The sequence below is a fragment of the Burkholderia pyrrocinia genome (assembly GCF_003330765.1).
Classification (GTDB): Bacteria; Pseudomonadota; Gammaproteobacteria; order Burkholderiales; family Burkholderiaceae; genus Burkholderia; species Burkholderia pyrrocinia_B.
Map to the genome: position 1 here is coordinate 2,810,728 of NZ_CP024902.1, position 23,017 is coordinate 2,833,744.

Here is a 23,017-nt window from a genome sequence, read left to right on the forward strand (position 1 = left end):
GCACGATGCGTGCGGGGCTTTTTTCATGTCCGCGCGGGCGCCGCCGCGCGCCCGCCGTCATCGTTGACCGAACCAGCGATCGAAGCGCCGCGTGTAGTTCAGGTCGACGCCCTGGAACGTGCCGCCGTACGCGGACACCGACCAGAAGCGCGTCAGGTTGATCGTCGCCTTGAACGCGTTGCTCGCCGATTGCAGGCCCTGCTCGAAGCCGAGCACGAAACGCTCGTTGATCGCCTTCGACACCTGCACGACCTGCGGATCGGTCAGGCCGACATCGCTGCGGCCGATCGAGAACTCGTCGAGACCGAAGGTCTGCGCGACGCGCTTGCCGGTCACGCTGCCGAGCAGCCCGAGCGCCGCCGTCATCGTGCCCTGCTGGCCGACGTTGTTGCCCTGGTCGGTGCCGTGCCCGAACAGCAGCCACGACAGCTTTTCGTTGTCCGTGACGTTCGGCTCCGACACGAGCTTGACCGTCAGCGACTGGATCGTGCCCGTCACCTGCACGCCGGCTTCGACTTCCTGGTTGCGCCGCATCGCGAGGATGTTGACGCCCGGGTTCGACACGGGGCCGTTGAACGTGAAGAAACCGTTCTCGACCGCGAGCTTGCGGCCGAACGACGTGTACGTCGATCCTTCCGTCACGCGCACGTTGCCGACCGCGCGCAGCGGCACGCCCGGCGCGCTCATCACGGTGATCGTGCCGCGCAAGCCGAGATCCGCGCCGTGGCCCTTGAAGCGGAAGTTGTTGCCGAGGCCGATGTCGATGTTGGCGCGCGGCGCGAGCGACGGCGCCGGCTTGTCCGCGGCCGGCTGCGGCTTCGCGGCCGCGGTGCCCGTCGGTGTCTCGCCGCGCACGGTGCTGTCCGGCCGCACGATCACGACATCGTCGGACAGGTGCGGCGCCGAATCCTCGGGCAGGTCGAACAGCGCACGGTCGACGACGAACTTGCCGTCGATCGACAGCGCGCCGCGCGGCCCGTCGTTCGCGACGGTTGCCTTGCCCGACAGCGACAGCTTGCGGTCCGGCGCCGCGAACAGCTCGAGCTTGTCCGCGACGATGCTCGCGGTCAGGTCGGGCGCCTCGCCGTCGAGGCGCACGCGGCCGAGCGCGCGCAGCGTGCCGTCGCCGCCGTGGAACTCGACCTGCTGGAATTCGACGAGGTTTTCCGCGAGCTTCACGCGCACGATACCGTCCTTCAGCTGCACGCCCTGGTCGACGAGTGTCGCGGACAGATCGTCGCCCGTCAGCATCCCCGACAGGTTCGGCTTCACCGGCGTGCCGGCGACCGTCAGCTTCAGCGCCGCGCGCCCGCCGAGAAGATAGCTCGGGCCGAACAGGTTGCCGGTCGTCTTCAGCGCCGGGATGTCGGCGTCGATGCGGCCCGACAGCGGGCCATCGTCGACGACCCCGAACACGCCGTCGCGCAGCGCGAACGGCACCGTGACGTTCGCGTCGAGCGTGCCGATCCGGCTCGCCTTCGCGAGCGCCGTCACGTTGAGCCGGTTGCCGGGCGCGAAGCTTGCGCGCGCGGACAGGTCGGTCAGCCCGAGCGACGCGATGCCGCGCCCGCTCTCGATCGTCACGTCGCCGCCGCGGCGCTTCACCTGCACGTAGCCCGTCGCGTTCGCGCCGAGCGAGAAATCCCAGTCTGCGTCGAGCACGACGTCGGTCCGCACCGGCGGCCGCTGGCCCGTCAGCTCCTGGCGGATCTCGAGGAAGCGCGCGATCGACGCGCCGCTCACGGCGCCCGCCGAGCGCATCTGGCCGTGATCGAACACGAACGACTTCAGGTCGATCGCCGCGCCTTCGAGCGTAAGGCGCGTCGCGCCGAGCGTCACGCGGCCGGCGCCGGCCGACACGGCAAGCGGTGCCTGCAGCGCGACGGCCGGCGTGCCGCGGTTCGCGAGACGCGTGACGGTGCCGTCCCAGCGCATCCCGTCGCGGTTCTCGACCACACCGCCGTTCGCCGCGAGCGTCGCGTCGATCACGCGGCCGCCGGCCATCCCGACCGCCGATGCGTCGAGCGTGTGCTTCGCACGCGTGCCGTCGAGGTTCGCGCGCAGCGATTTCAGCTTCAGCGAGCCGAGCGCGATGTCGGTCGCGTCGGCGGTAAACACGAGTGCGCCGTGCGCGCCGTCGCGGATGTCCGTGCGGCCCTGCGCGGCGCCGATCCGGTTCGATCCGACGACGACGTGCTCGGCCTTGTAGGTGCCCGTCACGTTCGGATGCGCGAAGCTGCCGGTCAGGTCGCCCTGCGCCTGCACGAGCCCCTCCACGCCGAAGCCGAGCCGGTCGAGCTGCGGCGCGTCGACAACGAAGCGCAGCCGGTCGCCGGGCGCGCCGAAGCTGCCGCGCAGGTCGACATGGTTGCCCGCGATCGACAGGGTCGCGTTGCTCGGCAGGATCCGCGAGCCGGCGAGCTGCACGACGCCGGCACCGGTCAGCGGCACGCCGTCGTACAGGCTGTCGCCGAGCTTGAAGGTCGCCTTCGTCGACACCTGCGGCGCAAACGCACCCGACGCCGTCAACGTGCCCGACACGCGCGTCTCGCCGCGCTTGGCCGGCGCCTTTGCCGCCTTGCCGCCACCTGCCTTCGGCGCGCTCATCGCGGCGAGCAGCAGCGGATCGAATGCCGTCAGCGTCGCCTTCGCGTCATAGCTCGAATGCGCGTCGTGGCGGAACACGCCCGTCAGGTCGATACGGCCCTTGGCCGCCGTCACGCGCGCGTCGGTCAGCACGGTCTGCTGCGCCGTCAGCGCGACCTTCGCGCGCGCACCGAGCGCGAGCTTCGGGTCGTTCAGGTTGAAATCGACGGTCGTCACGTCGCCCGCGAGCGTCACGCCGAGCGGGCCGCCCAGGCGCATCGGCCGCAGCTCGGCGACGAATGCGTTCAGGTCGAGGTTCGCGACCTTCAGGTCGAAGCGGCCCTTGCCGCCCGTCAGCGTGCCGTTGCCCGTCACGCTGCCGTCGCGGATCAGTTTCAGCGCGAGTTCGTCGATCCGCTGCGCGTGCGCGTCGAGATGCACGTTCGCGTGCGCGTCGATCACCGGCAGCAGATGGTCGCCGAGCGTGCCGGGCTTCGCGTTGACGATCGACACCGGGCCCGTCACCGCGAAACCCTTCGCCGGCGCGGCGCCGGCCGGTGCGGTCACGGGCGCGAGCTCCGCGCGCACCGCGAGATCGGCGGCCGGCGCGCCGGGCGCGAGCGCCTGCGGGTTCACGTGATCGAACGCGAGCGACGCGCGCGTGAGCGGCACCGCGCCGAACGGCGCGGCCTCGACGTGTGCGCGCCCCTTCAGCTTCATCCCGCTCGCGTCGACATCGGCGACCAGCGCCTCGAGCGAGCCCGACACGCGGGCCCGCGCGTCGACCGGCTCGTCGGACAGCTTGCCCGCGTAGGTGGCTTCGCCCGTCAGCGCGAACGGCTTCACGCCGTCAAGCTTCGCGCGCGCGGTCAGCGCGCCGTACGGCGTATCGACGCCGTCGAGCACGAGCTCATGGTGACGGCCGTCGCTGCGGCCGTTCAGCGCGAGGTGGTCGAGCTGCGTCGTCGAACCGGCGTCGCGGATCGCGACGTGATCGACGCGCAGGTCGTCGATCCGCAACTGCAGCGGCAGGCTCAGGTCCTGCGGCGTCGTACTCGGCGTCGACGGCCCCGGCGCGATCCGCACGTCGATCGTGCCGGCACGAAGATAGGCAATGGACAGCCGCCACGGCGCGCGGGTCAGTGCCCAGCGGCCGTCGAGCCGGTCGATGCGGATCTCGGTGCCGGCGCCGTCGGGGCTGGTCCATGCGAACCCGCGCAACCGCACGCCGGTCGCGAGCGAGCCGCCTTCGAGCGTGCCCGCGAGCCGTGCGCCGAGCACGCGCCCGGCCACCTGCCACGCGAGCCGCGTGCCGCGCTCGGTCGTCGCCGCGGCCAGCACGAGCCCGGCCGCCAGCACGACGAGCAGCACCACCGTCGCGAGCGTCCACGCGACGACGCGCACCGCGCGCCCGCGGCGCGGCGCGCGCGGCGGCGCGTCGGGCGCACTGTCGGGCGAGTCCGGATCGTGAGGCGGCGGCGTGTCGTTCGGGTCCTTCGTCATGCGGTTCGTCGTCGATGAAGCGGTACGTTCAGAAAGCGATGCCGAGCGTCAGGTACGGGCGCACGCTATGGTTGCGCAACCCGTACGCGACGTCGACGTTGATCGGGCCGACGGGGCTGCGCCAGCGCGCGCCGATGCCGACGCCCGGGTAGAACACCTTCTCGCCCCACGCATCGGTGGCGGTGCCGATGTCGAAGAACGTCGCGGCGCCCCAGTCGCGGTTGAACCAGTGCTGGTATTCGGCGGTGCCCGTCATCAGGTACTTGGTCGGCAGCACCGAGCCGTCGACGCTGTTGCCGATGCTCTGGTAACCATAACCGCGCACCGAGTTCGAGCCGCCCGCGCGGAACAGCAGCGACGCGGGCACGCCCGTCGAACTGCCGCTCGTAAACACGCCGCCGAGCTCCGCACGGAACACGAACAGGTCGCGCTTGCCGACCGGCACGTATTGCTGGCCGCGCGCGTAGCCGCGGATGAAGGTCTGGTCGGTCGCCACGCCCTTGATCGCGAAACCGGCCTCCGCGTGGATCAGGTTGCCCGAGCGCGGGAACAGCGGATCGTCGACGTTGCGGCGCGTCCATGCCCATTGCGGCACGAGCGCGCGGCTCGTGGTCGGCCCCGCGCCGTTCTGGTCGAGCCGGTCCTGGTAGTACATCAGCGAATACGCGTAGTCGATGTACTGGCCGGTGCGCGTGCGCTGCACGCCGACCCGCGCGCTGTAGATGCGCGTGTCCGACACGTTGGTGTTCGTATAGGACGCGAGCACGCTGTTGGTCCAGCCTTTCTCGCCCGGCGGCATCGACAGCTGGACCTGCCCGTACTGCTGGATCTGGTCGAGCCGGCCCGACACGGTCAGCGGCCACGCGGCGCCAAACGTGTCGAGATACGTATAGGAGCCCTGCACGTGCGGGCCCGTGTCGGTTGCAAAGCCGACGCCGCCGCGGATGTTGTTGTACGGGAACTCGCTGACCTTCACGTGCACGGGCGTGCGCTCGGGCTTCGCCGTATCGTCGCCGACGTCGATCGCGACGCTCGCGTAGTACGGCGTGTTCTGCAACTGCCGCTGCAATTCGGTGATCCGCTGCACGTCGTAGATTTCGCCTTCCGACAGCGGATTGACGTTCGTGACGATCTTCTCCGGATAGCGGCGCACGCCGTCGACATCGACCTTGCCGATCGTGAACGTCGGGCCGCTGTCGAACGTGACCGCGAGCGTCGCGCGCTGCGTACGCGGGTCGATGCGCGCCTCGGACGAGGCGATCTTCGCGCCGAGATAGCGGCGCGACTGCAGTTGCTTGAGCGCCGAACCCTTCGCGCCATCCCAGTCGGACTGCGTGAACGGGTCGCCCGGCTTCAGCGAGAACGCGAAACGGGTCGCCGCCTCCTGTTTCGGATCCTCGGTGTCGATGGGCCCCTTGAACGTCAGATCGACCGTCGACACGACGGTCTGCGGCCCCGGATCGACCGCGATGCGCACGTCGCGCTTGCCGTCGCGCGTGCGCACGTCGGTGCGCACGACCGGCGAGAAATAGCCGGCCGTCGCGGCCAGGTCGCGCACCTGCTGCGGCGTGGCGGTCACGAGGAAGTCGAACTGGTCTTCGCTGATGTCGTCGCGTTTCGCGAAGCGCGCGATATCGAGATGCGACTTGAGCAGCTTGCGGATCGAGCGCGGCGCATCGATGTCGACGTCGTACTTGGCCTGCGCGGGCAACGCGGCGAGCATCGCGATGCAGGCGAGGGCCACGCGCGCGGCCCGGGCCGCCCCGCCGCCGTCACCGCGCCGGGCGCTGCTGCCGACTGCCTGCCGCCCGGCATCATGCGCCGCGGTTCGTTGCTGGTTCGCGTGACCCGCCAAATATGACCTCGACCTCGGTAATGTTCGAATTGATGGAAAACCCCGTATTTGACCACACGGACGCCGCCGAACCCGCTCACACGCGCGCCAGACGCGCAAAATGCAACATCGTCCGGACGTCATTCTCGACAATTTCCACCTCAAAAGAAGAGGACTCGTCTGATTCTCGTTCTCGGTCGCCCCAACCAGGAAGATCGAACCCGCCCGCCCGCGTGCGACGAGCAGATCACCGCCGGAACGGTCAAAACGGCAGCGCGCCACGACGCGCAACGCCGGCCCGCGGATTCGACGCGCGATTGGCGCCGGCTGTTCCCCGCGATGCGGTAAAATCCCGCCATCGCGAATCCGGCGCATCGTGCGCCGCCCGAAACGGAAAACCCAGCCATGCCGTACCAGTCCGACGTCACGCAGTTCCTGAACCAGCTCAAGCAGCAGAAGCCGACGCTCGAGGAAGAGCAGCGCAAGGGCCGCTCGCTGCTGTGGGACAAGCAGCCGATCGACCTCGAAGAGCGCACCGAGCAGCAGGAATCGCGCGTGACGCAAACGTCGTACGTCTACTACCAGAACTTCTGACGACGTGAGCGCCGCCGACGAGGCCAGCGCCGCCCGGCAGGGCGACGCAGTCGCCGCGCCCGCGGGCGCCGATTCGACGCCCGACACGGTCGACGGTGTCGCGGCGTTTGCTCGCCTGTATGGCGAGCCGCTCTTCAAGCTGCCGCAGGATCTCTACATCCCGCCCGATGCGCTCGAAATCTTCCTCGAGACGTTCGAAGGCCCGCTCGACCTGCTGCTCTACCTGATCCGCAAGCAGAACTTCAACGTGCTCGACATCCCGATGGCGCAGGTCACTGCGCAATATCTGGGCTACGTCGACCAGATCCGCACGTCGAACCTCGAGCTGGCGGCCGAGTACCTGCTGATGGCCGCCATGCTGATCGAGATCAAGTCGCGGATGCTGCTGCCGGTCAAGAAGGCCGACACCGGCGATGAAGCCGAGGATCCGCGCGCCGAACTCGTGCGCCGCCTGCTCGAATACGAGCAGATGAAGCTCGCCGCGCAGCGCATCGACCGGTTGCCGCAGCTCGGCCGCGACTTCCTGCGCGCCGATGTCTACATCGAGCAAAGCATCACGCCGCGCTTCCCCGACGTGAACTCGGACGACCTGCGCGCCGCGTGGGCCGATGTGCTCAAGCGCGCGAAGCTCGTCCAGCACCACAAGATCTCGCGCGAGGAGCTGTCGGTGCGCGAGCACATGAGCCTGATCCTGCGCCGGCTGCAGAACGCGCGCTTCATGGAGTTCGCCGACCTGTTCGACACGTCGCGCGGCGTGCCGGTCGTCGTCGTGAACTTCATCGCGATGCTCGAACTCGCGCGCGAATCGCTCGTCGAGATCACGCAGGCCGAGCCGTTCGCACCGGTCTACGTGCGCCTCGCGTACCTGCCCGCGTAAGGCCCGCCCCTCCCGCTCGGCCGATTCATCCCGACGCTCGCCGCTTCGCCGCGGCAGGTGGTCGCGCCCCGGTACACCCATGCGCGTCGGCTCCGGCACGCCTCAATAAAAAGTGAACGATCGTTCTTTTTTCGGTGCGTTTGGCGGCCAAATCCTCTACAATCCGCCGACGCCCGATGCGCCGCCCGCGCGTCGGCGTTCTCCGCTTCGACCCCGACGCCGCTGCCGCGGCGCCAACGCGCGCATGCGCGAGGAACCCGCTACCCGATCATGAAAGTCATCAGCTCGATCCACGAACTGCGCGACCAGTTGCGCGGACAGAACCGCACGGCCTTCGTGCCGACGATGGGCAACCTGCACGAAGGGCACCTGTCGCTGATGCGCCTCGCGCGCCAGCACGGCGACCCGGTGGTGGCGAGCATCTTCGTCAACCGGCTGCAGTTCGGCCCGAACGAGGATTTCGACAAGTATCCGCGCACGCTCCAGGACGATATCGAGAAGCTGCAGAAGGAAAACGTCTACGTGCTGTTCGCGCCGACCGAGCGCGACATGTACCCGGAACCGCAGGAATACCGCGTGCTGCCGCCGGACGATCTCGGCGGGATACTCGAGGGTGAATTCCGGCCCGGCTTCTTCACCGGCGTGTGCACGGTCGTGTCGAAGCTGATGGCCTGCGTGCAGCCGCGCGTCGCCGTGTTCGGCAAGAAGGACTACCAGCAGCTGATGATCGTGCGCCGCATGTGCCAGCAGCTCGCGCTGCCGGTCGACATCATCGCGGCCGAAACCGTGCGCGACGAGGACGGCCTTGCGCTGTCGTCGCGCAACCGCTACCTGACCGCCGACGAGCGCCGTGAGGCGCCCGAGCTCGCGAAGACGCTGCAGCGCATGCGCGAAAGCTTGCTGGGCGGCGAGCGCGACCTCGGCAAGCTCGAGCAACAGGCACGTACGCACCTCGCCGATCGCGGCTGGGCGCCCGACTATCTGTCGATCCGCCGCCGCACGAACCTGATCGCGCCGAGCGCCGCCGAACTCGAAGCCAGCGAGCCGCTCGTCGTGCTCGCGGCCGCGAAGCTGGGCGCGACGCGCCTCATCGACAACCTGGAAATCTGACGGGCCGCCCGCCCGCGCCTCTCACGACGCATCACGGAGACACCATGCAGCGCCACATGCTCAAATCGAAGATCCACCGCGCGGCAGTCACGCACTGCGAGCTGCACTACGAAGGCTCGTGCGCGATCGACGAAGACCTGCTCGAAGCGTCGAACATCGTCGAAAACGAACGGATCGACATCTGGAACATCAACAACGGCGAGCGCTTCTCGACGTACGCGATCAAGGGCGAGCGCGGCAGCGGGATGATCTCGCTGAACGGCTCGGCCGCGCGCCGCGCACAGCTCGGCGACCTCGTGATCATCGCGGCGTTCGCGATGGTCGACGAAGCCGAGCTGCAGGCCGGCTGGAAGCCGAAGCTCGTGTTCATCGACGACGGCAACAAGATCAAGGGCCACCGCGATCACGTGCCGACGCAGAACTGGACGTAACTTGACCGGCCACCCGCGTGCCGCGGCGCGCGGGCGTGGCTGCGCCGCTTGCGGTTGAAGGGCCGGATCTCGTAAGGCACGGCCCGGCCCTTTCTCATTTCGTCGCGCGCCGGCCCGATGGCCGCGCGATCAGGACGCCTTGGCGGCCTTCTCCGCCTTCGGCGCGCGGTGCTCGGCCCATTCGACGATCGGCCGCCACTGTTCGAGATCCTTGTCGACGCGGCTCTTCGCGACGTCCCACAGCGTGAGGCCGTGCGCGGCGATCTGCACGTAGTTCTGCGTGTCGCGCACGTAGCCGAGCACCGGCAGGCCAAGCCCTTCGACGAACCGGTGCAACTGGTCGGACGAGCGCGTGCGCGCGTCGACCCGCATCCCGACGATCCCGACCTCGACGCTGCCCTTGCGCACGGCCTTCTCGCCGGCGAGGCGCTCCAGAAACTGCTGGGTCGCGAGAATATCGAACATCGACGGCTGCAGCGGCACGATCACCTTGTCGGCCAGTTGCAGCGCGACGTTGAGCCGGTTGCCGTGCAGGCCGGCCGGCGTATCGATCACCGCATATTCGAGGCCGCGCGGCGGCTTCGTCGGCGCGTCCGGATCGAGATCCCATGCCTCGATCGCCGGCAAGCCGGCCGGCCGCAGGTCGAGCCACGCATGCGCGGACTGCTGCCGGTCCAGGTCGGCGAGCGCGACCCACGCGCCCTGCGCCGCGAAATAGCCGGCAAGATTGGTGGACAGCGTGCTCTTCCCCACGCCGCCCTTCGGATTCGCCACCACGATCACCGTCATGAATTCCCCCGAAAAAGCCACGCGGCGCCCGCCGCATGGCTGGCGCCGCTCGATTGCGGATACAGGGAGCGATGATATCGGCAAACGGGGTATCACCGGAACGGGTTGCGCCGAACCGCGCGCCGCTTACGCACCCGTCACGCATGCTGAACCGCGGCCTCCCGTGCGCCGATCGCGAACGCGCCACCGCCCAGCAGCGCCTGCACGGCCAGCGTGACGGCCCAGAACGCCGGATATTCCCAGCCGCCGTTCGGCGACGAGAAGCTCCAGCCGTTCGGCAGATGCGCGGCAGTCGCGCCGAGCATGAACGGCAGCAGCACGAGCGCGGCGACACGCACGCGGAAACCCGCGAGCAGCGCAAGGCCGCCCGCCAGTTCGACGAACGTCGTCAGGTACGCGAGCCAGCCCGGCAGGCCGATCGACGCAAAGAACTGCGCGGTGCCGGGCAGCGTGAAGACGAAGACCTTCTGCGCGACGTGCGCGAGGTACAGCACGCCGAGCGCGACGCGCAGCAGCGTCGCGGCGAAATCGTTCAGGCGATTGGGGTTCATGGCGGATTCCTTCGTGAGTGGATGAGAATGGATCGCACTCTATTCGAATCGATTCGACCGATAAACACGTCAATCCGCTTTAACTGATTCCCAATAGGAACGAATTGGATCGAAAAAAGGGGCACGACCGATCATGCCCCGCACCTTACGTCAGTAACCGCTTTTGCCTTGTGTGGCGTCGCCGGAACCGGGCTGACTGCCGCTTGGTCCGTACGAATCGCAGGCGTGCGCAACCGCCGACGCGCCCAGCAGCGCCGCGAGCAGCACGCTCCACCACCATCGAGCCTTCATCGTCGCACTCCTCCAGGCGGACATCCGCCCTCCTGTGTTGTACGCGATCCGGCGGAAAAAGCGAGGGCGCCCGGCGTCGCGTCAACGAAACTCGGCGTACAGCGCGCCGAGGTCGAGATGTTCGGCGAACGTGTCGGCAAGCCGCTCGAGCGATGCCTCGCGCAGCGCCGGATAGTCGATGCGTTCCGCGCCATCGAGTCCGGCCCATGCGAGCAGCGCCGCGCACGCGTCGGGCGAGTCGAACAGCCCGTGCACGTAGGTCGCGAGGATCTGGCCGTCGGCGGACACCGCGCCGTCCGGGTGCGCGCCGTCTTGCTCAGCGTCGGCTGCCAGCGCCAGCGCGGGCGCCGCGAGCGCGGGCCCGCGCGTGTCGCCCATGTGGATCTCGTAGCCGCGTACAGCGGCGTCGCCCGGCAGCGCGAGATGCCCCGTCACGTTCTTCAGTGTCTTGTCGGGCTGCAGCGTCGTGTCGAAATCGAGCAGCGCGAGCCCCGGCACGCTGCCGGGCGCGCCTTCGAGGCCGAGCGGATCGTCCAGCGTGCGGCCGAGCATCTGCATCCCGCCGCAGATGCCGATCACTTTGCCGCCATAGCGCAAGTGGCGACGGATCACCTCGTCCCAGCCCGCGTCGCGCAGCCAGGCGAGATCGCGCTGCACGCTCTTCGAACCGGGCAGGATCAGCAGGTCGGCGTCCGGCACGGGGCCGCTCTTCCAGTAGGTGAATTCGACCTGCGGATGCGCGCGCAGCGGATCGAAATCGGTGTGGTTGCTGATGCGCGGCAGCGCCGGCACGACGACGCGCAGCACGCCGGCGTCGCCGCGTGCCGCCGCGCTGCGCGCCTGCGCGGGCAGCATGTCCTCGGCATCGAGCAGCAGACCGTGCAGGTAGGGCAGCACGCCGAACACGGGCTTGCCCGTCTGCGCGCGCAGCCAGTCGAGCCCCGGTTCGAGCAGCTTGAAGTCGCCGCGAAAGCGGTTGATCACGAAGCCGCGCACGCGTGCGCGCTCGCTGTCCGACAGGCACGCGAGCGTGCCGACCAGGTGCGCGAACACGCCGCCGCGGTCGATGTCGGCGACCAGCACGACCGGGCAGTCGACGTGTTCGGCAAAACCCATGTTCGCGATGTCGCCGTCGCGCAGGTTGATCTCGGCCGGGCTGCCGGCGCCCTCGACGATCACTGTGTCGTAAGCGGCGCGCAGGCGCGCGTACGACTCGAGCACCGCGTCGAACGCGACCGGCTTGTAGTCGTGATACGCCCGCGCGTTGAGGTTCATGCGCGCCTTGCCATGAATGATCACCTGCGCGCCGCGGTCGCTCGTCGGCTTCAGCAGCACTGGGTTGAAATCCGTATGCGGCGCGACGCCGGCGGCCAGTGCCTGCAGCGCCTGCGCGCGGCCGATCTCGCCGCCGTCGGCCGTCACCGCGCTGTTGAGCGCCATGTTCTGCGGCTTGAACGGCGCAACGCGCGCGCCGGCACGGCGCGCCAGGCGGCACAGGCCCGCGACGAGCGTGCTCTTGCCCGCGTCGGACGTCGTGCCCTGGATCATCAGCGTGCCGCGCGGATGCGGCTCGGGTGCATTCATCGTGTAAAGGTCGTCGCGAAGCAAAGGCCGCATTATCGCCCGCGCCGGGATGCCCGCGCCGTTACAATCACGCGATGATTCCGCACGACCTCACCTTCGTCCTCGGCGGCGCACGCTCGGGCAAGAGCGCGCATGCCGAGCGGCTCGCGGCCGACAGTGGCCGCCCCGTCACCTACATCGCGACCGCGATCGCCGCCGACGCCGAATTCGCGCAGCGCATCGCGCATCATCGCGCGCGCCGGCCGGCCGACTGGGGTTTCGCCGACGCGCCCGTCGACCTCGCCGGCACGCTCGCGCGGCTCGACGATCCGCGCGCGTGCCTGCTCGTCGACTGCCTGACGCTGTGGCTCACGAACCTGCTGTGCCCGGCCGACGGCGAACCGCTCGACGATGCGCAGTACGCGGCGCAGGTCGACCGGCTCGAGCACGCATTGCGCGGCGCACGTGCGAAGGTGATCGTCGTCAGCAACGAGATCGGGCTCGGCGTCGTGCCGCTCGGGTCGGTCACGCGCCGCTACGTCGACGAACTCGGGCGCCTGAACCAGCGCGTCGCCGCGCTCGCGACGCGCGTGACGCTGCTCGTCGCCGGGCTGCCGCTCGACCTCAAGACGGGAGCGCCGTCATGCTGATGCTGTCGCTGCCCGTCGTCGCGATGCTCGCGGTCGCGGCCGTGCTCGTCGACCGCACGATCGGCGAGCCCGCCGGCTGGCATCCGCTCGTCGCGTTCGGCCGGCTCGCCGCGCGCATCGAAGGCGCACTGAACACGGGCCGGCGCGGCCGCGTGGTCGGGGTCGCCGCGTGGGCCGCGGCGGTCGTGCCGCCGGTGGCCGTCGCGGCATGGCTCGCGGCCGTGCTGCCGTGGCCGCTCGCGGCCGCGCTGCACGTCGCGCTGCTGTGGTTCGCGCTCGGCGCGAAGAGCCTCGCCGACCATGTCGCGCCGATCGCCGCGGCGCTCCTGCAACGCGATCTCGATGCGGCCCGCACGCTGACCGCGCGCATCGTGTCGCGCGACACGAGCAACGCGGACGAAGGGGCGCTGTCGCGCGCGGCCGTCGAATCGGCGCTCGAGAACGGCAATGACGCGATCTTCGGCGCACTCTTCTGGTTCGTCGTCGCGGGCGGCCTCGGCGCGCTGCTGTTCCGGCTCGCGAACACGCTCGACGCGATGTGGGGCTACCGCACGCCGCGCTTCCTGACCTTCGGCTGGGCCGCCGCGCGCCTCGACGACGCGCTGAACTGGATACCCGCGCGCCTCACTGCCGCGAGTTATGCGCTGCTCGGCGACACGGCCGCCGCATGGCGCTGCTGGCGCACGCAGGCGCGCCATTGGGACAGCCCGAACGCGGGCCCCGTGATGGCCGCGGGGGCCGGCAGCCTGAACGTGCAGCTCGGCGGCCCGGCCGTCTATCACGGCGAGATCGAGGATCGCCCGGCGCTCGGCACCGGCGCAACGGCGACCGCCTTCCACATCGTCGCCGCGCTGTCGCTCGTCACGCGCACGCTTGCCCTGTGGCTCGCGCTGCTGGTCGCGAGCGGCGCACTCGTCATGGCCACCCATCATGTCTGACCTACACATTGCGCACGGCGGCAACCTGCATGAAGCCGCACGCCGCCACGGCATTCCGTACGACGCGTGGCTCGACCTGTCGACCGGTATCAATCCGGTCGGCTATCCGGTGCCGCCCGTCCCGGCCGACGCGTGGCGCCGGCTGCCCGACGACGGCGACGGCCTCGCGGCCTGCGCCGCGCGGCACTACCACGCGCCCGATCCCGCGCACGTGCTGCCGGTCGCCGGCAGCCAGGCCGCGATCCGTGCATTGCCCGCGCTGCTGCCGACCGGCGACGCCGGCGTCGCGGCACTCGCCTACGGCGAATACGCGCCCGCCTTCGCGCGTCACGGCCATCGCGTCGTCCTGCTCGACATCGGCACCGATGCGCTGCCTGCGACGCTGCGTCACGTCATCGTCGGGAATCCGAACAATCCGACCGCCGAATGCGTGCCGGCCGAGCGTCTGCTCGGCTGGCATGCTCAGCTTGCGGCACGCGGCGGCACGCTGATCGTCGACGAGGCATTCGCCGATACAGGCGCGACGCAATCGCTCGCGCCGCAGGTCGATCGCCCGGGGCTCGTCGTGCTGCGCTCGGTCGGAAAGTTCTTCGGTCTCGCCGGCATCCGCGCGGGCTTCGTGCTCGCGTGCCCCGACCGCATCGTCGCGCTGCGCGACGTGCTCGGCGCATGGACGGTCGGCGGCCCTGCACGCCACGCGGTCGCCGCGGCGTTCGCCGATCGCGCATGGCAGGCGGCCGCACGCGAACGGCTCGCGGCCGACGGCGAGCGACTGGCCGCGCTGCTGCGCGCGCACGGCTTCGCGGTTCGCGCGACGCCGCTCTTCTGCTGGACCGACGACCCGCGCGCCGCGGCGCTGCATGCGGCACTCGCGACACGCGGGATCTGGACGCGATACTTCGCCACACCGTCGAGCGTACGCGTCGGCCTGCCGGGCAGCGAAGCCGAATGGCAGCGCCTGGGCGACGCGCTCGCGCACTGCGTGCCGATGCTGCAACCGGAATCCGCGTGAACCCGCGCATGTTCCGCCGGCTGGCGCCGGCCGCGACGCTGGCTGCGCTCGCTCACGCGCCGCTCGTCCACGCCGATGTCGCGACGCGCGACGACGCCGGCAATACCGTCACGCTGCCCGCGCCCGCACAGCGCGTGATCAGCCTCGCGCCGCACGCGACCGAGCTGGTCTACGCGGCCGGCGGCAGCGCAAAGCTCGTCGGCACCGTCACGTACAGCGACTATCCGCCCGCCGCGCAAGCGGTGCCGCGCGTCGGCGACAACAAGGCGCTCGACCTCGAGCGGATCGCCGCGCTGAAGCCCGACCTGATCGTCGTCTGGCGGCACGGCAACGCCGAGCGGCAGACCGACGCACTGCGCGCGCTGCACATCCCGTTGTTCTTCAGTGAACCGAAGCATCTCGACGACGTGCCGTCGTCGCTGCGCCGGCTCGGCACGCTGCTCGGCACGCAGCCGGCAGCCGACGCGGCCGCGGCCGCCTTTACGCGCGACATCGCCGCGCTGCGCGCACGCTACGCCTCGCGCGCGCCCGTCACGATGTTCTTCCAGGTCTGGGACCGGCCGCTGACGACGCTCAACGGCGCGCACCTGATCAACGACGTGATCGCGCTGTGCGGCGGCCGCAACGTGTTCGCGTCGCTCAAGCCGCTCGCGCCGACCGTCACCGACGAGGCCGTGCTCGCGGCGAATCCGGAAGCGATCGTGACGACGAGCGCCGGTGCGACGCGCTCGGACGAACCGCTGCCGAGCCTTGCGCGCTGGCGAGCATGGCCCGCGCTGACGGCCGTGGCGCGCAACAACCTGTTCGCGATCGACGGCGATCTGCTGACGCGGCCGTCGCCGCGGATCGCGCAGGGCGCGGCCGCGCTGTGCGAGGATCTCGATGCCGCCCGTGCGCGGCGGCCGGCGCGCTGATTCCGGGCAACCATGCGTCGTGTTCCGGTGCCCTGAACGCGCGAAGCATGTCGCATGCCGTTCACCTGCCGGCCCGCGCGCGCCTATTCATCCCAGTGCACGACTTCCCATGCGCGCGCCGCGTCGTCCGCGCGCAGCCAGACGACACCGCCCGTCGGCACCGGCCGCGACAGCAGCGTATCGAGCGGCACACGCAACACGTGCGAGGCAAACGCGCGGATCACGCCCGCATGCGTGACCGCCCATTGCGGCCCATCGCGCTGCGCAACCGCGTCGGCCCGCCGTGCGACGCGCGCGGCGAACCGCGCGACGCTTTCGCCGCCATGGGCGCACGCATGCATCAGGTCGGCCGCCCACGCATCGAGCGCCGCGCGGTCGATATCGTCCCAGCGCCGCATTTCCCACGCGCCGAAATCCATTTCCTGCCAGTCCGCGTCGCGTCGCAGCGGCACATCGAATCGCTGCGCGAGCCGTTCGGCGACCGACGCGCAGCGCGTCAGCGGGCTCGTCCAGAGCAGTGCCGGCGGCGGCGCGCCGAGCGCCGACAGATGCGCGTGCACGGCATGCGCGCCGGCGTCGGCCGGCGCGGCGAGCGGCACGTCGCTGCGTCCGTAGCAGATGCCCGGCTCGACGCTGACGGCCGGGTGACGGATCAGGACGACGTCCATCCAAGCACCACGAGATAGATCGTCAGTTCGCTCAGTTGCTGCGCAAAACCAAGACAGTCGCCCGTATAGCCGCCGATCCGCTTCACGAAATAGCGGGCCGCCCACGCGCGCACGAGCACGAGCGCGACGCATGCGGCGACGCCCGCACGCCAGTCGGGCCAGAAAAGCCACGGCAGCCCGAATACCGCCGCGACGCACGCCGCGCGTGCGCCCATCCGTTGCGCGACCGGCTTTGCCTTGCCTTCGGGCCGCACATAGTCGAGCGACATCAGCAGGCTCACGGCCGCCGCGCGGCTCGCCGCATGCGCGCCGATCATCGTCCATGCGGCGCGCAGCGGCGGCATGGCTGCGAGCGCCTGCCATTTCAGGCCGAGCGCGATCACGAGCGCAACCGCGCCGAACGTGCCGATCCGCGAGTCGTGCATGATGCGCAGCACGTCGTCGCGCATATAGCCGCCGCCGAACGCATCGCAACTGTCGGCCAGGCCGTCCTCGTGGAAGGCGCCGGTCGCGAGCAGCGTGGCGGCCATCGACAGCCCGACCGCGATCGACGCGGGCAGCACGCGCAGCGCGGCGAGATAGACGAGCGCGCCCCACGCACCGACGCATGCGCCGACCAGCGGGAAATAGCGCGCGGCCTGGTCGAGATCGCCGGCCGCGTAGCCGATCGCACGCGGCACGGGCACGCGCGTGAAATAGCCGAGCGCGACGAAGAAGTAGCGCAATTCGGCACGCACGCCGCGCGCGCGATCAGGCGTCACGATTGTCGACGCCGGCCGACTCGAAGCTCGCCATCTCGCTGAGGAACGCGGCCGCCGCGCGCACGAGCGGCAACGCGAGCGCCGCGCCCGTGCCTTCGCCGAGCCGCAGGTCGAGCGCGAGCAGCGGCCTGGCGCCAAAATGCTCGAGCATGCGGCGATGCCCGGCCTCGTGCGACGTATGCGAGAACACGCAGTAATCGCGCACGCCGGGTGCGATGCGCTCGGCGACGAGCAGCGCGGCCGTCGCGATGAAGCCGTCGACGAGGATCGTCATCCGCTCGCTCGCGGCCGCGAGATACGCGCCCGTCATCATCGCGATCTCGAAGCCGCCGAACGTCGCGAGCACGTCGAGCGGCGCGATCGCGTGCGAGTGCCTGACGAGCGCGCGGCCGAGCACCGCGCGCTTGTGCGCGAGACCCTGGTCGTCGAGGCCCGTGCCGCGCCCGACGCATGCGTCGATCGGCACGTCGAGCAGGCGGCTCATCAGGCACGCGGCCGACGACGTATTCGCGATCCCCATCTCGCCGAAGCCGATCACGTTCGTGCCGAGCGATGCGTGCAGGCGCACGCGTGCCGCGCCGGCCGCGAGCGCCGTCATCGCTTCGTCGTGCGTCATCGCCGGCTCCGTCGCGAAGTTGCGCGTGCCGCGCGCGACCGGCAGCGATACCAGCCGGTCGGACAGCGGCAGCGGCGACGCGACGCCCGCATCGACGATCTCGAGCGTGCTCTGCGCGACGCCCGAGAACGCGTTGATCGCCGCGCCGCCGGCCAGGAAGTTCGCGACCATCTGCGCGGTCACCGCTTGCGGATAAGGACTCACGCCCTCGGCCGCGATCCCGTGATCGCCGGCGAACACGATCGTTACGGGACGCTGCACGACCGGCCGCTCGGTGCGCTGGATCAGGCCGATCTGCAGCGCGATCGCCTCGAGCTGGCCGAGGCTGCCGGGCGGCTTGGTCTTGTGGTCGATCACATGCTGCAGGCGCTTGCGCAGCGCGTCGTCGAGCGGCGCGATCGCGGGCGGGAAGTGGGTCGGAGTCGTCATCGAGGAGCCGTGTCGTTGGCGCGGCATGCGCCGCGCATCGGAAAAGGAAAGGTCATTGTCGCTCGGGCCACGCCGGCAGCAGCGCGTCGCGGCCGTGCTCGCGGATCAGCACGAGCGGATAGCCGAACGCGTCGCTCGCGCGCTCGGGCGTCAGCACGTCGTGCACGGGGCCGGCCCACGCATGGCCGCGGCCGTCGAGCAACAGCGCATGCGTCGCGAAACGCCGCGCGAGATTCAGGTCGTGGCACGAGAACAGCACCGTGCGCGGGCCCGCGTCGAGCCATGCGGCCAGCGCGGTCAGGCAGTCGATCTGGTGATGCAGGTCGAGATGCGCGAGCGGCTCGTCGAGCAGCATCAGCGGCGCATCCTGGCACAGCGTCGCGGCCAGCGCGACACGCTGCCGCTCGCCGCCCGACAGCGACAGCACGTCGCGCGACGCGAGCATGGTCAGGTCGAACGTCGCGAGCGCGTCGCGCGCGGCCGCGCGGTCGCCGTCGCGCTCCCACCCCCAGCCGCCGAGATACGGAAAACGGTTGAGCAGCACCGTGTCGAATACGGTCGCGTTGAAGGCATCGTGCAGTTGCTGCGGCATCAGCGCGCGGCGCTGCGCGAGTTGCCCGGACGGCCAGGCGGCAAGCGGCCGGCCATCGATCTCGACATGTCCGCCGGCCGGCGGCTGCAGCCCCGCGAGCGTCGCGAGCAGCGTCGTCTTGCCCGCGCCGTTCGGCCCCGCGACGCACCAGATCTCGCCGGGGCGGAATGCGTGAGTGAAGCCGTCGAGCAGCGTGCGCGCGCCGGCCTTCAGTGTCAGGTCGACGGCCGCGCAGGTCATGTCGCCGGCGGCGGCGTGCAATGAGGCACCCGTCATCGCATCGGCCTCCTCAGCAACATCCACAGGAACACCGGCACGCCGATCAACGCGGTCATCACGCCAACCGGCAGTTGCGCGGGCGCGATCGCGGTGCGCGCGAGCAGGTCGGCCGCCATCACGCCGCCGCCGCCTGCGAGCATCGCGGCCGGCAGCAGCATCCGCTGGTCGTTGCCGAATGCGAGCCGCAGCGCGTGCGGCACGACGAGGCCGACGAAGCCGATCGTGCCGGCCGTCGTCACCGCGGCCGCGGCGGCCAGCGACGCGACGAGATAGATCCGCACGCGCAGGCGCGCAACAGGCACACCGAGCGCAAGCGCAGTCGCGTCGCCGCGCAGCAGCACGTTCAGTTGCGGCGCGGCCGGTAGCGCGACGCATGCGGCCAGCAGCAGCGCACCCCACGCGAACCACGGCGCCGTCACGCCGTTCAGGTCGCCCGTCAGCCAGAAGATGATGCCGCGCAGCCGCGCATCGGGCGCGAGCGACAGCAGCAGCGTGACGAGCGCGCCCCAACCCGCCGCGATCACGACGCCCGTGAGCAGCAGCCGCGGCGACGCGTCGCGCGACTCGCCGCGCCACAGCTCGCGGCGCGCAAGACCGAGCACGAGCGCGACCGACACGAGCGAGCCGGCGAACGCCGATGCGTCGACGAGCCACCATGCGCCGCCCGCGATCATCGCGACGAGCGCGAAGCCGGCCGCGCCACCGGACACGCCGAGCACGTAGGGCTCCGCGAGCGGGTTGCGCAGCAGCACCTGCAGCAGCGCACCGGCAAGCGCGAGCAGCGCGCCGCACGCGAAGCCCGCGAGCGCGCGCGGCAGGCGCAGCGTCCGGACGATGTCGGCGAACAGCGCGTCGCCGCCATGCGGCACGAGCGCCGCGAGCGCCTGCCACGGCGACATCGGCACGCTGCCGATCGACAGCGACGCGACGAACAGCAGCGCGACCACAGCGGCCAGCGCAGCCCAGATCGCGGTGGCGCGTGCGGCGCTCATGCCGCGCACGGCCCCGCGCATGACGCGCGGCGCATCCGCTTACTGCTGCCGGCCGGGTTTGACATGGGCGCCGCGCGGGCGATTGGGGTCAGCATCGAAGAATGTTCCGTGAAGCATTGCGCGCCCCGCTTCCCCGCAGGCCGCGCGTCACGAAGCCCGTGCGGGCTCCCCGTCTCGGCCGGTATCCGGGCTGGCGGCGTACCGGCTCGCCTTCCCGCGCAATGACGCGCAGTGGCCCGCGCCCGTGTGCATAACCTGCACGCGGAACGCGCCCGAGCCGGCCTGCGTCACAGGACGCGGCCGCTTACCGTTGCGGGGGCAGCGCAGGTTGGCGAGCTCATGGAGCCCGCGCCCTGCTTCCCGTTTAACCGCGCGTTCCACGCGCGAGCACCGAGGCGGCGCCAGTTTAGGAGCGGGTCGCGCGAGCGTCAAGGAAGCGTCCGGACACGCACGGGACGCACCTATTCGCGGCAAGAAGCAGGGGTGTTACGACTGGAAACGTTACAGATGTCGGATTGCGCGTTATTCCGCGCTAAAATGCTGGGTCTTTAGAGGACGCAGCAAATGCTCAACGAACTCGAAACATTATCTCAAAATATTGGCCGTCTGATTTCGCTGAACAAGCGCTATCACTCGGAACGGCTCGCGCTCGAGGAGCAGGTCGCGCAATTGCGCGCGGAAGCGGACACGGTCCGCGCGGAACTCGCGCAACTGCGCGACGAACGCAATGCGCTCGCGGCCGAGCGCGACACGCTGTCGGCAAAGATCGACGACGCCCAGGTGAAGCTGAACGCGATTCTCGAAAAGCTGCCGCGCTCGAAAAGCGCGGAGCAAGCCGACAACCAGCTCGACCTGCTGGATGGGCAGGCCCGCACGGATGGCGATGACGCGGCCAGCCACGGAGAACATGCATGAGCACCAAGCAGATCGAAGTCTCGATTCTCGGTCAGCCCTATCGGCTCGCCTGTTCGGCCGAAACGGAAGCGGCGCTGCTCGAGGCTGTCGCGCGCGTCGACGCCGAAATGTCGAAAATCCGCTCGAACAGCTCGGTCCGCGGCACCGATCGCATCGCCGTCATGGCGGCGCTGTCGCTCGCATCGGAATTGCTGCGGCTGCAAACGAGCGTGCGGCACGGTGAAGCATTTCCGGCGGAGGAAATCCGTCGTACAATGCACCAGATGAACGAACAGCTCGGCGCGGTGCTCGCACAGCACGAGACGCAGTAACGTTTCAGTCGATGCGTCGATTCCCCTTGATCTCGGCGATCAACGGTGTTCAAATTGGCGCATCGAATCACAGTTCAGTCAGCTTCCCTGCCTGGTTCGCCAAGGTCATATATTCCTTGAACCAATGCCATGTGCACGGTTGCGGAAATTTGTAGCACGGGCGCGCGCGTCACTCTGTCTGATGTACCCGAAGTGCTGCTAACTGCGACCAACTCTGAACCTCAGGTTCAGGATGCCGGCCTAGCGGCCAAGGCGGGGACCTATCCAACGGCATCGGGCACGTCCCGGTGCCGTTTTCTTTTGTAGCGGCCTCTTTCTGCGTCGATCACGATCCATGCAATACTGGCTGATGAAGTCCGAACCGGACGAAGCAAGCATCGACGATCTCGCCAATGCACCGCAGCGCTCGCTGCCATGGACTGGCGTACGCAACTATCAGGCGCGCAATTTCATGCGCGACACGATGAAAATCGGCGACGGCGTGCTGTTCTATCACTCGAGCTGCCCCGAGCCTGGCATTGCGGGCCTCGCCGAAGTGTCGTCGACGCCCTACCCCGATCCCACGCAGTTCGATCCGAAAAGCCCCTATTACGATCCGAAGTCGACTCAGGAAGCGCCGCGCTGGCTGCTCGTCGACGTGCGCTACGTGAAAAAGTCGCCGCTCGTGCCGCTCGCCGCACTGCGCGAACACGATGAACTCGCCGACATGCGCGTGCTCGCCCGCGGCAACCGGCTGTCGATCACACCCGTCACGCGCGCCGAATGGCGGTTCATCACCGAAAAGCTGATGAAGTAGGCGCGCGCCAAAGGTCAAATCTGGTCAGTACGCGCTCCCGCCACGGAACTCGCGGCACGTTCGCGCGGCCTAAGCAACCGCTGTCGGCCGATCGGGCCGGCTGTCGTTTTTTTCGTCGCGCGGTACGCCCGCGTCGCGCACGCGCGATCCGCGTGCGCGCCCTCGCACAAGGAGTCCAACAATGACCAAGAAATCCGCACTCGCGCTGTCGCTCGCCCTCGCCGCCGCCGTTCCCGTCGCGCTGACGCTCGCGTCGCCCGCCGCGCACGCGCAGACCGCGAATCCGCACTTTCCGGAGCCGGCGGGCGTGCTGTCGCTTTCGTCGCAGGCCAGCGCCGACGTGCCGCAGGACATCATCCACATCACGCTGTTCTACGAGCAGCAGGCAAAGGATCCGGGCAGCCTGACGTCGGCGCTGAACCAGCGCGCCGACGCTGCACTGTCGCAAGCGAAGGGCGTATCGGGCGTCACCGCGCACACGGGCGCGTTCTCCGTGTATCCGAGCACCGATCGCGACGGGAAGATCTCCGCATGGCGCGGCCGCACCGAGGTCGCACTCGAATCGCGCGATTTCGCCGCGGCGTCGAAGCTTGCGGGCCAGTTGTCGAGCCTGATGCAGGTCGCGAACGTCGAGTTCTCGCTGTCGCCCGAAGCGCAGCGCACGGCCGAGCAGAAGCTCACGACCGAAGCGATCAAGTCGTTCCGCGCTCGCGCGGACGAAGCCGCGAAGGCGTTCGGCTACAGCAACTACACGATCCGCGACGTGAATGTCAGCGGCGGCCGCAACGTGCAGCCCTATCCGCGCATGATGGCAATGGCCGCAGCGCCGATGGACAGCGCGAAGATGAGCGCGCCGATCGCAGTCGAAGGCGGCAAGGCCACCGTGTCGGTCACCGTCAACGGCTCCGTGCAGATGAAGTAACGCGCATCGCGCGGCAGTCGGATACGAAGACGCCGGCCCTCGGGCCGGCGTTTTTCGTTTGCATGCGTGTAGCCGATGCACGCGCCGATCGCG

At 69.8% G+C, this 23,017-nt stretch carries 23 protein-coding genes, 1 other RNA gene and 1 riboswitch; of the genes, 13 read left to right on the forward strand and 11 right to left on the reverse strand.

Annotated elements, in window-relative coordinates:
• Window positions 1–57: 57 nt before the first annotated feature.
• Complete coding sequence (locus CUJ89_RS13660; protein WP_114177782.1) at window positions 58–4,089, reverse strand: translocation/assembly module TamB domain-containing protein; 4,032 nt, start codon at window positions 4,087–4,089, stop codon at window positions 58–60.
• 28 nt (window positions 4,090–4,117) lie between these two features.
• Entirely contained in the window at window positions 4,118–5,944 is a 1,827-nt protein-coding gene (locus CUJ89_RS13665) for an autotransporter assembly complex protein TamA (protein WP_114177783.1), read from the reverse strand.
• Between the two features lie 384 nt (window positions 5,945–6,328).
• Here CUJ89_RS13665 and CUJ89_RS13670 point away from each other — a divergent pair, with 384 nt between their 5' ends.
• The 4 genes from CUJ89_RS13670 (at window position 6,329) to panD (ending at window position 8,935) form a co-directional block, all read left to right on the forward strand.
• Window positions 6,329–6,517 carry a DUF3460 family protein gene (locus tag CUJ89_RS13670; protein ID WP_114177784.1) on the forward strand — a complete coding sequence of 63 codons (189 nt, stop codon included), beginning with the start codon at window positions 6,329–6,331 and terminating at the stop codon, window positions 6,515–6,517.
• A gap of 4 nt (window positions 6,518–6,521) precedes the next feature.
• Window positions 6,522–7,394: a segregation and condensation protein A gene (locus CUJ89_RS13675; protein ID WP_114177785.1), complete on the forward strand. Its 873-nt coding sequence runs from the start codon at window positions 6,522–6,524 to the stop codon at window positions 7,392–7,394.
• A gap of 270 nt (window positions 7,395–7,664) precedes the next feature.
• Complete coding sequence (gene panC / locus CUJ89_RS13680) at window positions 7,665–8,504, forward strand: pantoate--beta-alanine ligase (RefSeq protein ID WP_114177786.1); 840 nt, start codon at window positions 7,665–7,667, stop codon at window positions 8,502–8,504.
• Window positions 8,505–8,548: 44 nt separating this feature from the next.
• Window positions 8,549–8,935 (forward strand): aspartate 1-decarboxylase, encoded by a 387-nt coding sequence (panD, locus tag CUJ89_RS13685; RefSeq protein WP_031398432.1) that lies wholly within the window; start codon window positions 8,549–8,551, stop codon window positions 8,933–8,935.
• A 129-nt stretch (window positions 8,936–9,064) separates the two neighbouring features.
• Here the strand turns inward: panD and CUJ89_RS13690 are convergent, their stop codons facing one another.
• The 4 genes from CUJ89_RS13690 to CUJ89_RS13700 all read right to left on the reverse strand — a co-directional run bounded on the left by CUJ89_RS13690 (window position 9,065) and on the right by CUJ89_RS13700 (window position 12,150).
• Window positions 9,065–9,724, reverse strand: coding sequence for a ParA family protein (locus CUJ89_RS13690; RefSeq protein WP_114177787.1), 660 nt, complete (start codon window positions 9,722–9,724; stop codon window positions 9,065–9,067).
• Window positions 9,725–9,861: 137 nt separating this feature from the next.
• Entirely contained in the window at window positions 9,862–10,275 is a 414-nt protein-coding gene (locus tag CUJ89_RS13695; RefSeq protein WP_114177788.1) for a DoxX family protein, read from the reverse strand.
• Between the two features lie 150 nt (window positions 10,276–10,425).
• On the reverse strand, window positions 10,426–10,566 hold the full coding sequence (locus CUJ89_RS38265; RefSeq protein WP_201752241.1) for a hypothetical protein: 141 nt from the start codon (window positions 10,564–10,566) through the stop codon (window positions 10,426–10,428).
• Window positions 10,567–10,647: 81 nt separating this feature from the next.
• Window positions 10,648–12,150, reverse strand: coding sequence for a cobyric acid synthase (locus CUJ89_RS13700; RefSeq protein ID WP_114178611.1), 1,503 nt, complete (start codon window positions 12,148–12,150; stop codon window positions 10,648–10,650).
• Window positions 12,151–12,224: 74 nt separating this feature from the next.
• On the opposite strand from CUJ89_RS13700, the gene cobU reads away from it, so the two are divergent.
• The 4 genes from cobU to CUJ89_RS13720 are packed head-to-tail and all read left to right on the forward strand — an operon-like array spanning window position 12,225 to window position 15,643.
• The gene (gene cobU / locus CUJ89_RS13705; RefSeq protein WP_114177789.1) at window positions 12,225–12,779 is read left to right on the forward strand and encodes a bifunctional adenosylcobinamide kinase/adenosylcobinamide-phosphate guanylyltransferase; all 555 of its coding nucleotides are present in this window, start codon (window positions 12,225–12,227) and stop codon (window positions 12,777–12,779) included.
• Window positions 12,773–13,717, forward strand: coding sequence for an adenosylcobinamide-phosphate synthase CbiB (cbiB, locus tag CUJ89_RS13710; RefSeq protein WP_114177790.1), 945 nt, complete (start codon window positions 12,773–12,775; stop codon window positions 13,715–13,717). The genes cobU and cbiB overlap by 7 nt, the downstream gene beginning before the upstream one ends.
• Window positions 13,710–14,729, forward strand: a complete 1,020-nt coding sequence (cobD, locus tag CUJ89_RS13715) for a threonine-phosphate decarboxylase CobD (protein WP_114177791.1) — start codon at window positions 13,710–13,712, stop codon at window positions 14,727–14,729. Before cbiB ends, cobD begins: the two co-directional genes overlap by 8 nt.
• Complete coding sequence (locus CUJ89_RS13720) at window positions 14,726–15,643, forward strand: cobalamin-binding protein (protein ID WP_114177792.1); 918 nt, start codon at window positions 14,726–14,728, stop codon at window positions 15,641–15,643. Before cobD ends, CUJ89_RS13720 begins: the two co-directional genes overlap by 4 nt.
• Before the next feature lie 83 nt (window positions 15,644–15,726).
• Here the strand turns inward: CUJ89_RS13720 and cobC are convergent, their stop codons facing one another.
• From cobC to CUJ89_RS13745, 5 genes are read right to left on the reverse strand one after another with little or no spacing between them, the layout of a single operon-like run.
• On the reverse strand, window positions 15,727–16,311 hold the full coding sequence (cobC, locus tag CUJ89_RS13725) for an alpha-ribazole phosphatase (protein ID WP_114177793.1): 585 nt from the start codon (window positions 16,309–16,311) through the stop codon (window positions 15,727–15,729).
• The gene (locus CUJ89_RS13730) at window positions 16,296–17,072 is read right to left on the reverse strand and encodes an adenosylcobinamide-GDP ribazoletransferase (RefSeq protein WP_114177794.1); all 777 of its coding nucleotides are present in this window, start codon (window positions 17,070–17,072) and stop codon (window positions 16,296–16,298) included. The genes cobC and CUJ89_RS13730 overlap by 16 nt, the downstream gene beginning before the upstream one ends.
• Entirely contained in the window at window positions 17,062–18,117 is a 1,056-nt protein-coding gene (cobT, locus tag CUJ89_RS13735; RefSeq protein ID WP_114178612.1) for a nicotinate-nucleotide--dimethylbenzimidazole phosphoribosyltransferase, read from the reverse strand. Before cobT ends, CUJ89_RS13730 begins: the two co-directional genes overlap by 11 nt.
• Before the next feature lie 52 nt (window positions 18,118–18,169).
• Window positions 18,170–18,985, reverse strand: coding sequence for an ABC transporter ATP-binding protein (locus tag CUJ89_RS13740; protein ID WP_114177795.1), 816 nt, complete (start codon window positions 18,983–18,985; stop codon window positions 18,170–18,172).
• A complete protein-coding gene (locus CUJ89_RS13745) occupies window positions 18,982–20,001 on the reverse strand; it encodes an iron ABC transporter permease (protein ID WP_321970376.1) in 1,020 nt (339 codons plus the stop codon). The genes CUJ89_RS13740 and CUJ89_RS13745 overlap by 4 nt, the downstream gene beginning before the upstream one ends.
• 137 nt (window positions 20,002–20,138) lie before the next feature.
• Window positions 20,139–20,390: riboswitch (cobalamin riboswitch) on the reverse strand.
• Window positions 20,391–20,544: 154 nt separating this feature from the next.
• Here CUJ89_RS13745 and CUJ89_RS13750 point away from each other — a divergent pair.
• From CUJ89_RS13750 to CUJ89_RS13770, 5 genes are all read left to right on the forward strand, one after another.
• Complete coding sequence (locus tag CUJ89_RS13750) at window positions 20,545–20,895, forward strand: ATPase (protein ID WP_114177796.1); 351 nt, start codon at window positions 20,545–20,547, stop codon at window positions 20,893–20,895.
• Entirely contained in the window at window positions 20,892–21,206 is a 315-nt protein-coding gene (locus CUJ89_RS13755; protein WP_006478091.1) for a cell division protein ZapA, read from the forward strand. Before CUJ89_RS13750 ends, CUJ89_RS13755 begins: the two co-directional genes overlap by 4 nt.
• Before the next feature lie 81 nt (window positions 21,207–21,287).
• Window positions 21,288–21,469, forward strand: a non-coding RNA gene (gene ssrS / locus CUJ89_RS13760) — 6S RNA.
• A gap of 71 nt (window positions 21,470–21,540) precedes the next feature.
• A complete protein-coding gene (locus CUJ89_RS13765; RefSeq protein ID WP_034178770.1) occupies window positions 21,541–22,002 on the forward strand; it encodes an EVE domain-containing protein in 462 nt (153 codons plus the stop codon).
• A 181-nt stretch (window positions 22,003–22,183) separates the two neighbouring features.
• Window positions 22,184–22,924, forward strand: coding sequence for an SIMPL domain-containing protein (locus CUJ89_RS13770; RefSeq protein WP_114177797.1), 741 nt, complete (start codon window positions 22,184–22,186; stop codon window positions 22,922–22,924).
• The last annotated feature ends 93 nt before the right edge of the window (window positions 22,925–23,017 follow it).